General features: G+C 72.2%; 12 protein-coding genes. 10 read left to right on the forward strand and 2 right to left on the reverse strand.

The features are described 5' to 3' along the window. The first annotated feature begins 14 nt into the window (after positions 1-14). From HHX30_RS03495 to HHX30_RS03540, 10 genes are all read left to right on the forward strand, one after another. Positions 15-1,466, forward strand: a complete 1,452-nt coding sequence (locus HHX30_RS03495) for an FAD-linked oxidase C-terminal domain-containing protein (RefSeq protein ID WP_169979232.1) — start codon at positions 15-17, stop codon at positions 1,464-1,466. Further along, positions 1,466-2,833 carry an FAD-binding oxidoreductase gene (locus tag HHX30_RS03500; protein ID WP_169979234.1) on the forward strand — a complete coding sequence of 456 codons (1,368 nt, stop codon included), beginning with the start codon at positions 1,466-1,468 and terminating at the stop codon, positions 2,831-2,833. Before HHX30_RS03495 ends, HHX30_RS03500 begins: the two co-directional genes overlap by 1 nt. Before the next feature lies 1 nt (position 2,834). After that, on the forward strand, positions 2,835-4,103 hold the full coding sequence (locus tag HHX30_RS03505; RefSeq protein WP_169979236.1) for a (Fe-S)-binding protein: 1,269 nt from the start codon (positions 2,835-2,837) through the stop codon (positions 4,101-4,103). 2 nt (positions 4,104-4,105) lie between these two features. Continuing rightward, positions 4,106-4,834, forward strand: a complete 729-nt coding sequence (locus HHX30_RS43125) for an IclR family transcriptional regulator (RefSeq protein ID WP_396703281.1) — start codon at positions 4,106-4,108, stop codon at positions 4,832-4,834. Positions 4,835-4,870: 36 nt separating this feature from the next. Further along, complete coding sequence (locus HHX30_RS03515) at positions 4,871-5,089, forward strand: DUF2277 domain-containing protein (RefSeq protein WP_139576177.1); 219 nt, start codon at positions 4,871-4,873, stop codon at positions 5,087-5,089. Between the two features lie 98 nt (positions 5,090-5,187). After that, positions 5,188-5,856, forward strand: a complete 669-nt coding sequence (locus HHX30_RS03520; protein WP_169979240.1) for a hypothetical protein — start codon at positions 5,188-5,190, stop codon at positions 5,854-5,856. Between the two features lie 166 nt (positions 5,857-6,022). Further along, on the forward strand, positions 6,023-7,972 hold the full coding sequence (locus tag HHX30_RS03525; RefSeq protein WP_169979242.1) for an FHA domain-containing protein: 1,950 nt from the start codon (positions 6,023-6,025) through the stop codon (positions 7,970-7,972). 109 nt (positions 7,973-8,081) lie between these two features. Then, positions 8,082-8,849, forward strand: a complete 768-nt coding sequence (locus HHX30_RS03530) for an RNA polymerase sigma factor (RefSeq protein ID WP_311922058.1) — start codon at positions 8,082-8,084, stop codon at positions 8,847-8,849. Continuing rightward, positions 8,846-9,874, forward strand: coding sequence for a CU044_5270 family protein (locus HHX30_RS03535; protein WP_169979244.1), 1,029 nt, complete (start codon positions 8,846-8,848; stop codon positions 9,872-9,874). The genes HHX30_RS03530 and HHX30_RS03535 overlap by 4 nt, the downstream gene beginning before the upstream one ends. Before the next feature lie 214 nt (positions 9,875-10,088). Then, positions 10,089-11,918, forward strand: a complete 1,830-nt coding sequence (locus tag HHX30_RS03540; protein ID WP_169979246.1) for a hypothetical protein — start codon at positions 10,089-10,091, stop codon at positions 11,916-11,918. Positions 11,919-11,928: 10 nt separating this feature from the next. Here HHX30_RS03540 and HHX30_RS03545 read toward each other — a convergent pair whose 3' ends face one another. Together HHX30_RS03545 and HHX30_RS03550 are read right to left on the reverse strand one after the other, a co-directional pair. Next, positions 11,929-12,627, reverse strand: a complete 699-nt coding sequence (locus tag HHX30_RS03545; protein ID WP_169979247.1) for an HNH endonuclease family protein — start codon at positions 12,625-12,627, stop codon at positions 11,929-11,931. A 329-nt stretch (positions 12,628-12,956) separates the two neighbouring features. Then, complete coding sequence (locus HHX30_RS03550; protein WP_169979249.1) at positions 12,957-13,907, reverse strand: ABC transporter substrate-binding protein; 951 nt, start codon at positions 13,905-13,907, stop codon at positions 12,957-12,959. Positions 13,908-14,177 lie beyond the last annotated feature (270 nt).

Genomic DNA, 14,177 nt, shown 5'->3' on the forward strand with positions numbered 1-14,177 from the left:
ATGAAGGGAGGCCGATGCCCGAGCTCGAACGGCTGACGGAGCGCCTTGCCGCCGTGCTCCCGCCGGACGCCGTCATCACCGACCCCGTACGGCTGCGCACCTACGAGTGCGACGGGCTGACCCACCACCGGGCGACCCCCGGCGTGGTCGTGCTGCCCGGGACGGCCGAGCAGGTCGCCGCGGTGGTGCGGCTGTGCGGCGAGCACGGCGTGCCCTTCGTCGCCCGGGGGTCGGGCACCGGCCTGTCCGGCGGCGCCCTGCCCCGCACGGACGGCGTACTGATCGTCACCTCCCGCATGCGGCGGATCGTCGAGATCGACATCCCGAACCGCCGGGCCGTGGTGGAGCCGGGCGTGACGAACCTGGCGATCACCGAGGCGGTCCGCGACCGGGGGTACTACTACGCCCCCGACCCCTCCAGCCAGCAGGTCTGCTCGATCGGCGGCAACGTGGCGGAGAACTCGGGCGGCGCGCACTGCCTCAAGTACGGCTTCACGGTCAACCACGTCCTGGCCGCCGAGATCGTGACACCGGACGGGGAGATCGTGGAGCTGTCCGCCGACGACCCCGGCTACGACCTGCTCGGCGCGTTCATCGGATCGGAGGGCACGCTCGGCATCGCCACCAGGATCACCGTACGGCTGTCGCGGGCGCCCGAGGCGGTCACGACCCTGCTCGCCGCCTTCACGGGCATCGAGGCCGGCGGCCGCGCGGTGTCGGCGATCATCGCGGCGGGCGTGGTCCCTGCCGCGATCGAGATGATGGACGCGCTGGCGATCGAGGCGGCCGAGGCCGCCGTCCACTGCCGCTATCCCGCCGGAGCGGGAGCCGTGCTGGTGGTGGAGCTGGACGGGCCGCGCGCGGAGGTGGAGCACCAGTTCGCCGCCGTGGAACGGCTCTGCCGTGACAGCGGCGCCTTCGAGATCCGGGTGGCCGCCTCCGCCGAGGAGCGGGCGGCCATCTGGAAGGGCCGCAAGTCGGCGTTCGCCGCCGTGGGCCGGATCAGCCCGGCGTACATCGTGCAGGACGGCGTGGTGCCGCGGACCGCGCTGCCGCGCGTGCTCGCGGGGATCGACCGGCTGCAGGAGGAGTACGGGATCCGGGTGGCCAACGTCTTCCACGCCGGCGACGGCAACCTCCACCCCCTCGTGCTGTTCGACGACTCCGTACCCGGCGAGCCCGAGCGCGCCGAGGCCGTCAGCGGACGCATCCTCGACCTGTGCGTCGAGCACGGCGGGTCGATCACCGGGGAGCACGGCGTCGGCGTGGACAAGGCCCGCTACATGCCCCGGATGTTCACCGAGGACGACCTCGACACCATGCAACTCGTGCGGTGCGCGTTCGATCCCCGGGGGCTGGCCAACCCCGGCAAGGTCTTCCCCACCCCGCGCCTGTGCGGCGAGGCGCCGGGAGTGCGCAGGGGCGCGCACCCGCTGGTGGAGGCCGGCCTGGCGGAGCAGTTCTGATGGACGTCGCCGAGAACGCGCTGGCCGCGACGGGCGTGGAAATCCGCGCGGCGGGCGACGGGGACGAGGTCGCGGGCGTGCGCCCGCGCCTGGTGGCGCTGCCCGGGTCGGCCGAGGAGATCGCGGCCGTCATGCGGGCGTGCGCCGCGCACGACCTGGCCGCCGTCGCGACCGGCGGCCGGACCAAGCTGCACTGGGGCGCCCGGCCCGAACGCTGCGACGTGCTCGTGGACCTGTCCCGCATGAACCGGGTGCTGGAGCACACTGCGGGCGACCTGGTCGTGCGGGCGCAGGCCGGGGTGACCCTGGAGGCGCTGGCCGACGCCCTCGCCGGGGAGAACCAGGAGCTCGCGCTCGACGTGCCCGTGCCCGGCACCACGGTCGGCGGGCTGCTCGCCACCGGGATCGCCGGGCCGCGCAGGTTCCGGTACGGCACGGCCCGCGACCTGCTCATCGGCGTCACGGTCGTGCTCGCCGACGGCACGATCGCCAGGTCGGGCGGGAAGGTCGTCAAGAACGTCGCCGGATACGACCTCGGCAAGCTGTTCACCGGCTCGTACGGCACGCTCGGGATCATCGCGGACGCGACGTTCCGCCTCCATCCGCTGCCCGCCGCCCGCGCCTGGGTGACGGCGACCGTCGAGCGTCCGGTGACCGAGACGGACGGGACCTGGACGAACGAGGACGGCCTCACCTTCGAGACCCTCACCACGGACCTGGCCGCATCTCTGGCGGCGGCGGTCCCCGCCGTGACCGGGTCGCAGCTGGAGCCGAGCGCCGTGGAGATCGACTGGCCCGACGTGAAGGGGCCCTGCACAGTCGCGGTCCTGGTCGAGGGCGCCGCCGCGGCCGAGCGGGCCAAAGCACTGTGCGGGCTGATGGGCGAACTGATGGGCGAGACGGCGGAGGTGACAGAGGAGCCGCCGCCGTGGTGGGGACGCCTGCCCGAGCCGCCGGGGCGGGCCGCCGAGCCGCCCGGTGCGAAGCCCGCGGCCCCGCACGCCGGAGAGATCCTGCTGGAGGTCAGGAACGCCTCCTCCCGGCTGGCCGAGACTTTCCTCGGCTTCTTGCAGGCGGCTCAGGTCACGGGCTTCCGGGCGGTACTTCGAGGCTCGCTCGCCGCACAGGTGCTGCACATCGCCCTGCCGCCGGACACTGAACCGGCGCTGGTCGCCGGGTTCACCTCGCAGCTCCGCGCCGGCCTCGGCGAACAGGCGCGCGTGGTCGTGCTCGCCGCGCCCCCGGAGGCCGCGCGCCGCCTCGACCGGTGGGGGCGTGTCGGCGCGCTGTCGCTGATGCGCCGGGTCAAGGAGCGGTTCGACCCCGGTCGCCGGCTGTCCCCCGGCCGCTTCGTGGGAGGCATCTGACGTGGACCCCGAGCTGATCAGAGACTGCGTGCACTGCGGGTTCTGCCTGCCCACCTGCCCGACGTACGTGCTGTGGGGCGAGGAGATGGACTCCCCGCGCGGGCGCATCCACCTGATGGGGCAGCACGTCGAGGGCACCCCTGTCACCGACGCGATGGCCGGTCACTTCGACGCCTGCCTGGGCTGTATGGCGTGCGTCACCGCGTGCCCCTCCGGCGTGCGGTACGACCGGCTGATCGAGCAGACCCGGGCGGTCGTCGAGCGCGAGCACGTGCGCCGCCCGGACGAGCGCGCGATCCGGGCCCTGGTGTTCGCGTTGTTCCCCTACCGGCGCAGGCTTCGGGCGATGCGGCTGCCGATGCGGCTGAGCAGACGTCTCCAGCCGTTCCTGGAGCGGGTGAACCCCTCGCTCGGCGCGATGGCCGAACTGGCCCCCGGCGTCCCCCGGCCCGTACGGCTGCCGCCGCTGGTGCGGGCGAGGCGGCGGCGCAGGGCGCGGGTCGGGCTGCTCACCGGCTGCGTGCAGGGTGAGTTCTTCCCGCAGGTCAACGCGGCGACGGCCCGGGTGCTCGCGCTGGAGGGCTGCGACGTGGTGATCCCGCCCCGGCAGGGCTGCTGCGGGGCGTTGTCGCTGCACGCGGGCCGGGAGGCCGAGGCGCGGAGGTTCGCCCGCCGCACGATCGCCGCCTTCGAGCGGGCCGGCGTGGACGCGGTGGTGGTGAACGCGGCGGGCTGCGGGTCGAGCATGAAGGACTACGCCGAGGTGCTGGCGGACGAGCCCGGCTGGGCGGCCCGCGCCGAGGCGCTGCGGACCCGCGACCTGGCGGAGTTCCTGGCCGAGCTGGGTCCCGTGGCCGAGCGCCGTCCGCTGCCGGTCACGGTCGCCTACCACGACGCCTGTCACCTGGCACACGCCCAGGGCGTGCGCGCCCAGCCGCGCGAACTGCTGCGCGCGATCCCGGGGCTGGAGCTGCGGGAGCTCGAGGAGTCCGCGATCTGCTGCGGGTCCGCGGGCACCTACAACCTCTTCCGGCCCGAGGCGGCCCGGCAGCTGGGCGACCGCAAAGCCGAACGGGTGCTCGCCGCCGGCGCCGACGTGCTGGTGTCGGCCAACCCGGGGTGCACCATGCAGATCGCGGCCGCCGTACGGAGGTCGGGCAAGGGGGAGATCCGGGTCGCGCACACGGCCGAGGTGCTCGACGCCTCGCTGCGCGGCCTCGAACCGGGCATCCTTGGACGGTCCCCGATGCGGAGGAGGAGGACGCGGTGAGCGTGCAGAGCGTCGACCGGGCGCTGGACGTGCTCGAAGCACTGTCCGAGCACGGCGGCCAGGCCGGCCTGTCGGAGATCGCCGCCAGGACGGGCCTGCCGTACGGGACGATCCACCGGCTGTTACAGACGCTGCTGGCCCGCGGGTACGTCCGGCAGGAGTCCGACCGGCGCTACGCGCTCGGCGGCGCGCTGGTGCGCGTCGGCGGCGTCGCCGAGCGGATGCTCGCGGTGTGGGCCGAGCCGTACCTCGCGAGAATGGTCGAGCTGTCCGGCGAGACGGCCAACCTCGCCGTGCTGGAGGGCGACTTCGTGGTCTACGTGGCCCAGGTGCCCTCGCCGCGCAGGCTGCGGATGTTCGCCGAGGTCGGCCGTCGCGTGCTGCCGCACAGCACGGCCGTCGGCAAGGCCCTGCTGGCCGACCGGGACGACGCGGCGGCGGTGTTCCGGCGCACCGGGCTGCCCCGCCGTACGGACCGGACGATCACCGAGGTCGGGGACCTGCTGGAAGAGCTCGACCGGGTGCGCGCCCGGGGGTACGCGCTCGACCTGGGCGAGGAGGAGAACGGCGTGCACTGCATGGCGGTGCCCGTCCACGACGGCGGGCGGACCTTCGCGGCGATGTCGGTGTCCGGACCGGCCGAGCGCATCGACGCGATCGACCGCGAGGAGCTCGCCGCGATGCTGCGCAAGGTGGCGGAGGACTTCGGCGCCGCCGTCTTCCGTTCCTGAGCCCCGTTCCCGGCGCGGACGGGACAGTATGGGCACATGTGCCGAAGCATCAAGACCCTGCGCCCGCCGTTCACCGACGAGGTGACCGAGGAGGACATCCGGGCGGCGGCCCTGCAGTACGTCCGCAAGATCTCCGGTTTCCGCGCCCCGGCGGCCCACAACGCCGAGGCGTTCGACCGCGCGGTCGAGGAGATCACGCAGGCCAGCACGGCCCTGCTGGCGTCCCTCCAGGTGCGCGGCTCGGCCGCCCGGTAGCACCTCCAGACGCGCAGTCCGGGCAGCGCAGTTTGAGCAGCACGTTTTGGGCAGCACGGTCCAAGCGGATCCCAAGCGCCGGACGGGACAGTGGCCGCATGGGTGTTATTTCCGATTTCTTCCTGGCCCGGCGGCTGCGCAAGGGGCCGACGCTGCTGCTGCCGTACGTTCCCGACCTCACGACCGTGCTGGAGACCGTGCGGCTGCACGATCCGGAGGCCGGGCCCTACTGGCGTGGGTTCAAGATCGGCGAGAACGTCGAGCTGCGCGGGCCGATCGAGCTGACCCCGGAGCTGGCGGCCAGGGCGGGGCTTCCTGCGGGCTGGGGTGCCGCGTTCTTCGCCCGCAACATCGACAGCGAGGCGGGGGGCGACTTCGCGCGGCCGAGCCTGCTCGTGCGGGGCCTGGCCGAGCGGCTCGGCGGCCGGGAGCACCCGGAATGCCAGGAGCCTCCGGAGGACCTGGCCGAGGTCACCGGCGGGCGGCTCATCCCGGTGGACGAGGTGATCGGCCTGCTCGCGGACGACGTGCCCGGCCTCGCCGTCACGACGGTGACCGACGGCGGCACGACGCTGCTGACCAGCGCCGAGAGCCCGATCGAGGTCTTCGTCAACGAGTGGGACGCCGACGACGTGACCTACGAGCTGTCCGCGGACGGCGGCTACGGCACGGAGGTCCCCGCCGCCGCCCGGCGGGCCGCCCTCGCGATCGCGGCCCGCGCCGGCGGGGTGGCCCGCGACCACAACGGATTCCTCATCACCGGGTGAGCACATCGGGTGGAACCGGCCCACGGAGTAGGGCGCAGGGCGCGACGACGCCCGCCTCGCCGCGCAGGGGTGATTGCCGGTCCTGACTGGGACGCTTTGCAGCAGACGGGAAGCGTGTCACGATTAATGATCACATTGGCGGTTTCGAGGGAAAGGGGGCGGACCGATGCCACCTGCGATCGTCGGGCATGAAGGTCCCCTTGCCGGTCAGCGTTTCCCGATCGACGACAAGCCGATCACCTTCGGCCGCAGAGGCGACAACAGTGTGGTGATCACCAGCGAGAGGGCCTCGCGCTTCCACGCGGAGGTGCGCCGCGAGGCCGAGGGCTACGTGCTGCTCGACCGGGGCAGCAGCAACGGGACGCTGGTCAACGGCAGGCGTGTCACCACGCATGTGCTCCGGCCCGGCGACACGATCGCCATCGGAGGGGAGACGTTCCGCTTCGAGGCGTTCGACGACGCCGAGACGGTGATGGACACCTCCCTGATGCGACGGTTCCGTGAGTCGTATCCGGACGTCGAACCGGAGCAGGTCCTGCACGTCACCATCTCCGGCGGCGGGCCCGTCGGGCTGGCCTTCGCCCTGCTCCTCGAACACCTCATGGGGCACCGGGTCGCCATCACGATCTACGACGGCCGCTGGACCGAGGACGGGCCGCGGATCGTGTGGAAGAACGCCACGCAGGGCAACAACCGGCGGCAGCAGGTCGTGACGGTGCAGAGCCGCCAGTATCTGAACCTCCCGGAGGACGTCCAGTCGCGGCTGTTCGCCGAGGGGTCCTACAGCGAGATGTGGCCGGCCGGTCCGGACTCGATCCGCGACTACCGCCCGCGGAACATCCGGATCGCCCACATCGAGGACACCCTGCTGGAGATGGCGAACGAGAGGTCCGCCCGCATCCGCCTGGTGCCCGAGATATTCGACCCCGCGGAGCGCCAGGACGACGTGGCCAAGGAGCACGTGCTCGCCATCTGCGAGGGAGGGCGCTCGCGGACCCGCGAGCACTTCACCGACAGGTTCGGCCGGGCCGACGACTCGATCTTCTCGGTCGACGGCCGGCACCTGCAGGACGTGGTGCTGGGGCTGCGGGTGAAGTCCAGCCTGCCGGACCCGGCGATCGTGCTGCTGACCGTGGCGCAGAACCGGTTCCTCCTGAACTCCCTGCGCGGCGAGGGCTTCCTGAACATGCGGCTCACCGACGACGAGGCCGCGGAGGTCGTCGGCATCGACCCCGTCCGGCACGTGTTCGAGGAGTGCGTCGCCTCCAGTCCCTGCCTGATGGAGCGCACCGAGGACGGGGACTTCCACTGCTCGACCCACCACACGCTGTTCCTCCCCGCCCTGATCAGGGGTTCGGCACTGTGGAGGCGGGCGAAGGAAGGGCTCGCGCTCTTCGGCGTCGCCGACGGCGACGTGAGCGCGGTCACCGCCTTCCGGCTGGACATGGTGCAGCGGCCGCGATTCACCGCCCGGTTGTACTCCCCCACCTCGACCACCCCGGGAACGTACGGGTTCCTCCTGGGGGACGCGGCCAACGCGATCCACTTCTGGCCTGGGCGGGGCCTCAACAGCGGGCTGGCGTCGGCCATCTCGCTGGCCCGGTCACTCAACCGCAACTGGCGCGGCAGGCCGCTGCGGGACGCCGACTTCGTACGGCACGAGGCGGCGATGTCGATGCTGCAGTATCGGCACAAGAGCCGCGCGTGGAACGCGATGGTGACCACCGACGAGCAGGGGGTCACCCGGGCGATCAAGGACACGATCGTCCAGGGCATCGAGGAGGGCCGCGCCGGTTCGGACCGGGACGCGGACATCGACGCCCTGTTGGAGCGCCTGCGGCAGATCCGCGACCGCCTGTCACCACGCGTCCCCGGCATGCCCGACGACGCGACCCTCCTCCGGCACCTGCACGAACTGCGGAGCGAGACGCTGCGTACCCTGCTGGTGAGCGGAGCCTGGGAGACGCTGACGGTCGGCGGCGAGGAGGTCGACATCGACATCTTCGACCAGCCGGTCTCCGCGGCGTCCCCCGTGGCGTCCCCTGTCGAGGGGGCGCTCGTCGCGCGCCGGGCGGACGGACAGACCAGGCGGCCCGGCGGTACGCCCTCCGGCTGACGTCGCTCCGGCGAACCACGGAACCGGCCCGGGCCGTCCGGCGGAGTAGGGGTGAAGGGCGCGACGGCGCCCGCGGAAGGATAACCCCTATGAACGGACAAATCGGGTGGTGAGGACGGTCTCCGGCGACACGCGCTTCCCCACGGTCGCCCCGGGTCGCGAGCCCGGCGGCTCCCGCGACGGCACGGACTCAGGCTTCGGGACCCGCACCGGCGCAGGCCGCGCCGGCGCCGTCGGCACCCGGCCGCACGGCACCGGGCCATACGACACCGGGCCGTCCGACACCGGGCCGGATGGCGCCGAGCCGGATGGCGCCGAGCCGAGCGACGCCGGGCTGATCGAAGCGTCGCTGACCGCGCCCGAGCGGTTCGCCGGCGTCTTCGACCGGCACGCGGACGAGATCCACGCCTACGCCGGCCGCCGTCTCGGCCCCGAGCACGCCGACGACGTGACGGCGGAGACGTTCCTCGTGGCGTTCCGCAAGCGGCACCGGTACGACACGTCCCGGCCGGACGCCCGTCCCTGGCTGTACGGCATCGCCGGCAACCTCATCTCCGGGCACCGCCGCTCGGAGGTCCGGCGCCTGCGGGCGCTCGCCCGCGCGCCGCGCGACGCCGGCGAGCGAGGCTTCCACGAGGAGGAGCGCGGAGCGGAGCGGGCGAGCGCCGCCGCCCTGCGGCCCGCCCTCGCCGCCGCGCTGGCCAGGCTGTCGGCCGCCGAGCGCGACCTGCTCCTGCTGGTCGCCTGGGCCGACCTCTCCTACGAGGAGGCGGCCGAGGCCCTGAAGATCCCCATCGGCACGGTCCGCTCGCGCCTGCACCGGGTGCGCGCGAAGCTGCGCCGCCATCTCGACCTTCCCGAGGAGAACGGCTCATGACCGACGAGATCGACCTGGTGGCGCGGGAACGGCCCGACGTCGCGCCCTACTCCCTGGCGGCCAAGGCGGCCGTACGGCGGCGACTGGCCGACCCCGGGGGACGTCCCGTCCGCCCGCGCCCGCGTCCGTACGTGCTCCTCGCGGGCGGGACGGCGCTGCTCGCCGCGGCGGGGGTCGCGGCCGTCACCATCGTCCTGACGGGACCGGAGACCCGGCCGGCGACGGTGAGCCCGGGGGTCGTGAGGCTGCCGAAGGTGTCGGCCATGTCGGCAGAGGAGGTGCTGGGCAGGGCGGCCCGCGCGGTGACCGACCTGTCGCCACGCGACGATCAGTTCGTCAAGGTGAGCTCCCAGACCATGTACGAGTCCACCGTGGTCGGCGAGGGCGAGAAGGAATCGCGCTACCTCTACCGGACGAAGCGGACTATCTGGCTGTCGGCCGACGGCACGAGGGACGGCGCGCTGAAGATCGACTATCTGGAGCCCCGCGCCTACCCCGGCTGGCCGATCCCGCCGGAGGCGTACAGGGAGAAGGGCACCGAGTGGATGCGGCTCCCCGCCTGTGACAGCGTGCGGGACACCGCCTACACCACCCTGAAGAAGCTGCCCGCCGACCCGGAGAAGATGCGCGCCTACCTGTACGACCGGCCGCGCGGCGACAATCCACCCGACACGGGGGCGTGGACTGCCGTCGGCGACCTGCTGCGGGAGACGTACGTGCCGGCGCCGCAGCGCGCGGCGCTGTTCAAGGCCGCCGCCACGATCCCCGGGGTCACGGTGGCCGAGAACATCGAGGACGCCGCGGGACGGTCCGGCATCGGCGTCGGCCGGGTCTCCGGCGGGGTGCGGGAGGAGATCATCTTCGACCCGTCGACGTACGAGCTCCTCGGGGAGCGCGGCATCGTGGTGGACGAGAAGGAGGCGAAGGCGCCCGCCGGCAGCCTGGTGGCCTCGACCGCCCAACTGGAGGTCACGGCCGACGACACCGCGCCCGAGGTGGACGACCCCCACGCCGGCTGCGGCTGAGGCACCGGCCGGTGCCCGTGCCCGGCCGGTCACGCCGGGTCGCCGGGCCGTCCGAGGCGGGCGGCCCGGTCTGACGGCCCGGTACGCCAGCCCGGTACGCCGGCCCGGTACCTCGGGCCCCTTCGTCGGCCCGATACGTCGGGCCGGTGGGTCGGCGCGGTCTGTCGGCGCGGTCCCCTAAGATCATCCTTCCTGTCGTAGGGAAGGGCGTGACGTGGTGCGGCTTCGTCCGGAGCTGTGGGTGCCGAGGCTTTATCTCGGAGTCGCCGGCGTCGCCGCCGTGGCCGCCCTCGTCACCTGGGACGTCGGGCCCCTGTGGCTGGCCGTCCTGTGGTGTCCGCTCGACGAGTTCCGCGCGGACGTCCTGGTGGACGGGCACACCGTCGCGGTAGCGGTGCCGGTTCTCCTCGCGATCCTCGCGCTCAAGACCTGGATGCTGCGTCAGGTGCTCGCCCTGCCCCGGCAGGCGGGCCCGCACGGCGACCGGAGGGCGGTCTGGCTGCGGCGTCTGCTCTACCTGGCCGTCGCCCACGCCGTGGTCCTCCGGTTGCCGGCCGACCTGCTCCCCGGGTTCCTCGAGGACTCCGTCGAGCTGGCCCTGTGGGGCCCGATGCAGGTGCTGTTCGCGCTGGTCCTCTCCGGCCGGTGGGTCCGGCTCTGCGCCGTCGCCGCCGCGCTGGCGGCCTCGGCGGCCCTGGCGGAGAACTGGCTCCTGCCGCTCACCATCGCCGTCATGTCGTCGGACGGGCCGTCGCTGTTCCCGGGTGAGCCGTGGCTGTTCCCGGCCACGCCGTCGCTGAAGATCGGCATCATGCTGCTCAGCGCGGCCGCCCCGATCTGGCAGACATCGATCCTCATCGGCCAGCACCGCGACGGCCGGTGGAGCAGGGCGACCCTCGCGGCCGGCTGGCTGAACCTGGCGTTGACACTGGCCCTCCCGTTGGCGGGCGCGGGCCTCGAGTGGGTGGCCTCGTCCGCCGCCTGGCCCCTGACGCTGCTGCTGGACGAGGGCGACGACGTGATGCTCGCGGTGTGGCTCGCCCGCTCCGCCCACGAACTCGCCGCGCCACGTCCCGCGCGCCCGCTTCGCCTGCCCAGGCCGATCCCGGCGGCGGCCGTGATTCTGCCTCTTCTCGTGCTGGTACGGCCCGAGGCCGCCCCGAGGTTCACCTTCACGGGCTGGGGCGAGGACTGCTTCGAATGGACCGGCTCGTACCGCCGTTACGGCGACACCAGGCCGGAGGACAGGGAGAAGGCGTTCCTCTGCCATGCGCGCAGCACGATGGACGGGCTGCCGCCGATGTTCCCCGAAACCCTTTCCGACCAGCACGTCCTGGCCTACGGCAGAAGGCTCTGCGCGGCCGGGGACGGGGCGGAGCAGCACGCTCTCCTGGAGGAGGCCGGCAGCGAGCGCGCTTCGTGGGGAGCCGACAGGAACGTGCTGGTGTTCCTCTGCCCGGAGGCGGTGGCCGCCGACGAGCCCGACTTTCTGCGCCCCGAGTCCGAGGTGCGCGCGGACGCCGGCCGCTATGTCGCGGAGGAGAACGCCCGCTGCCGGGATCCCTGGCCTCGGCTGCGGGCCGGGCGGCAGGGCACGGCCGCGTACTTCCTGTCCGAGGGCGGTGGATACGCCGTCCACGACCCGGAGGACACCTCGGCGCAGGGCGAGGGCGTCTTCTCCGCGGCGATCGACGACGGGTTCGTCGCCGCCGGAGGCGGCACGGCGGCCGTGATGACCTACGGCGAGAACCAGCCGATGTGCCTGACCGTCAAGGCGTTCGCCTCCGCTCCCCCGCTGCGGCTGAAGGGCTGGGAGCAGGTGGCCGAGGTCGGCGTGGTCAGCCGCGGCGGCCGCCTCGAGGTGCCCCAGATGACCGAGGGCGCCGGTGAGGGGGCCGGCAGGCCCCTGCCCAACCTGGCGGTGAAGGGCCCCGGGCGGTACCGCGTGCGGATCCACGCCCGGGGGGTGGACGGCACCGGCCCCGAGGAGCACCTGGTCGTCGTCTTCCCGGGCCGGTCGGCCAGGAAGGTCGTCTACCGGTGAGCCGGCCGGCTCACTTGCACTGCTCCAACATGGCCGCCTTGTCGGCGGAGGTCACCGGCAGGTCGTACTTGAGGGAGACCTGGGCGAAGCGCACGGCGTAGGCGCAGCGGATCTCGCTGCGGGGCGGCAGCCAGGTGGCCGGGCCCGAGTCGCCCTTGGAGCCGTTCGTGGAGCCGTCGACGGGGATCAGGTTGAGCGGGTCGTTGGCGATCTGCTTGCGCTTGCTCTCGCTCCACCGCGACGCGCCCATCTGCCAGTCGTACGACAGGGGCATGACGTGGTCGATCTGGACCTCCGCCGCCTTCGACTTGCTCCAGTCGATCGTCTTGCCCGTGTAGGGGTCGTACAGGGTCATGGAGGTGATGACGCAGTTCGACCCGCTGCGATACTTGACGTCCCGGCCGTCCCGCTTCAGCAGGTCGTTGCGGGTGTCGCAGCCGTTGCGGCCCCATGGGATGTCGTCCACGTTGTCGGCCCAGGCGTAGCCGAACTTGTCGCGGTCGTATCCGGTCTTCGCTCCCCGGCCCTTCGTCGCCACCTTGTCGATCAGCTTGCGGGCCTCCGCCCGGTCCTTGTCCGACGTGATGGCCTTCAGGCCGGGTCCGGTGCCGTCGGGGTTGTCGAGCGGGTTGACACCTCGCTGCTCCGTGCCCGAGTCGCTCTTCCCGCCGCCGCTCTGGCCCGTGAGGGCGTCGTCGAGTTCCGGCATCGGCCCACAGCCTGCCAGTACGGCCACCGCCACGGAGATTCCGGCGATCAACCGGATGCCACGCCCGCCCACTGCCACCCCTAGGTAATGAAATATTCCCCTCAGATATAGCAAAGTGCAAAAAGGTGGCAAAGGAGGCACGCACAGGAGTGCGGGATTCGTGATCTCCCCGATAGATCCCGGCACAAGGCACAGCTACGACTTCGGGTGGTCTCCAGGGCATCGGGCGCGAGAGTTCAACCCCACGACAAGGGGCGCGGCGCGCCGTGCGCGCCACGCCCCTCGCTCAGGCCCGGTGGGATCCGGCCAGGTGGATCAGCGTCCCCGGATCAGGCCGGGATCCAGTCCTGCCAGACGATCTTGTTGGCCTCGACCCACTTGCGGGCGGCGTTCTCCGCGCTCATCTTGTTCACCGCCATGTCGTAGGCCACGGCGTTCTGGTCGTCGTTGGTCCAGACGAAGTTCTTGATCAGCTCGTACGCGCTGCCGCCGCTCTTGGCGAACTTCACACTGACGATCTTGTCGAGCAGGTACGGCGGATAGTCGCACTTGACCGTCTTGACGTTGTTGTCACACCCGATGGCGTACGGCGGAAGGCTGATCTTCACGAGCTTGAGCTGGTTGAACAGCCACTGGGGCTCGTAGAAGTACATCAGCAGCGGCGTCTCGTTCTCGGTGGCCTTGCGGGCCGCCGCGATCAGCGCGTCCTCGCTGCCGGAGTAGACCACCTTGTAGGGCAGCTTCAGGTTCCTGATGAGCGCCTCGTCGTTGGTGACGAAGGACTTGTCACCGGCGAGGAACTGGCCCAGTCCGTCGCTCTTGTCGGTCTTGAACAGGTCCTTGTACTTGGTCAGGTTCTGCCAGTCCGTGATGTCCGGATATTTCTGGACCATCCACTCGGGGACGTACCAGCCGATGACGCCCTTGTTGCCGTTCTCCCCCGCGGTGATCGCGACCTTCTTGTCCTCGATGAACTCCTTCTTCAGCTCCGGGTGGCTCCAGTTCTCGAGGACGACGTCGACCGTGCCCTTCTCGAAACCCTTCCAGGAGTCCGCCTCGCCGCTCTCGATCTTCTCGACCTTGTACCCGAGCTCCTGCTCCAGGAGATAGGCGACGACAGCGGCGCTGGCCTCGTAGCCGATCCAGGGGTTGATCGCCAGTCGCACGGTCTTCGTGCCGCCGGCGGCGCCCGCTCCGGCGGCGTCATCCGAACTCCCGCCACTGCAGGCGGTCATGGCCAGCGCGAGCGTCAGCACGCCGGCAAGGAGACGGATCCTCATATCTAGCCTCATCTGATGTCGTACGGGCGGCGAACGCGAGCGGCGGGGCCGCGGCGACACCGGCAGAGTATTCCACAACAAGCGTGATCGGCCGCGATCGCGGGGATCGCGGCCGACGACTGCTCGCGCCCGGCCGGGCGCGCGGGGTCGTGATCCCGGGGAGTGTCCCGTGATCTCCCGCCGCGGCGGCCGCGGCAGGCCAGTGAAGATCACGGGACACGACCCAGTGCCCCTCCCGCCTACCTTTGCTCCGGGCAAACGTCGACGGTC

The sequence above is a fragment of the Microbispora sp. H10836 genome, assembly GCF_012999525.1.
Lineage (GTDB): Bacteria > Actinomycetota > Actinomycetes > Streptosporangiales > Streptosporangiaceae > Microbispora.

What these genes read in the sequence shown, in the direction of transcription:
- HHX30_RS03550 (WP_169979249.1), bottom strand. Translation starts at nt 13,907, where the DNA reads ATGAGGATCCGTCTCCTTGCCGGCGTGCTGACGCTCGCGCTGGCCATG.
- HHX30_RS03515 (WP_139576177.1), top strand. Translation starts at nt 4,871, where the DNA reads ATGTGCCGAAGCATCAAGACCCTGCGCCCGCCGTTCACCGACGAGGTG.
- HHX30_RS03500 (WP_169979234.1), top strand. Translation starts at nt 1,466, where the DNA reads ATGGACGTCGCCGAGAACGCGCTGGCCGCGACGGGCGTGGAAATCCGC.
- HHX30_RS03495 (WP_169979232.1), top strand. Translation starts at nt 15, where the DNA reads ATGCCCGAGCTCGAACGGCTGACGGAGCGCCTTGCCGCCGTGCTCCCG.
- HHX30_RS03545 (WP_169979247.1), bottom strand. Translation starts at nt 12,627, where the DNA reads ATGCCGGAACTCGACGACGCCCTCACGGGCCAGAGCGGCGGCGGGAAG.
- HHX30_RS03520 (WP_169979240.1), top strand. Translation starts at nt 5,188, where the DNA reads ATGGGTGTTATTTCCGATTTCTTCCTGGCCCGGCGGCTGCGCAAGGGG.
- HHX30_RS03525 (WP_169979242.1), top strand. Translation starts at nt 6,023, where the DNA reads ATGCCACCTGCGATCGTCGGGCATGAAGGTCCCCTTGCCGGTCAGCGT.
- HHX30_RS03535 (WP_169979244.1), top strand. Translation starts at nt 8,846, where the DNA reads ATGACCGACGAGATCGACCTGGTGGCGCGGGAACGGCCCGACGTCGCG.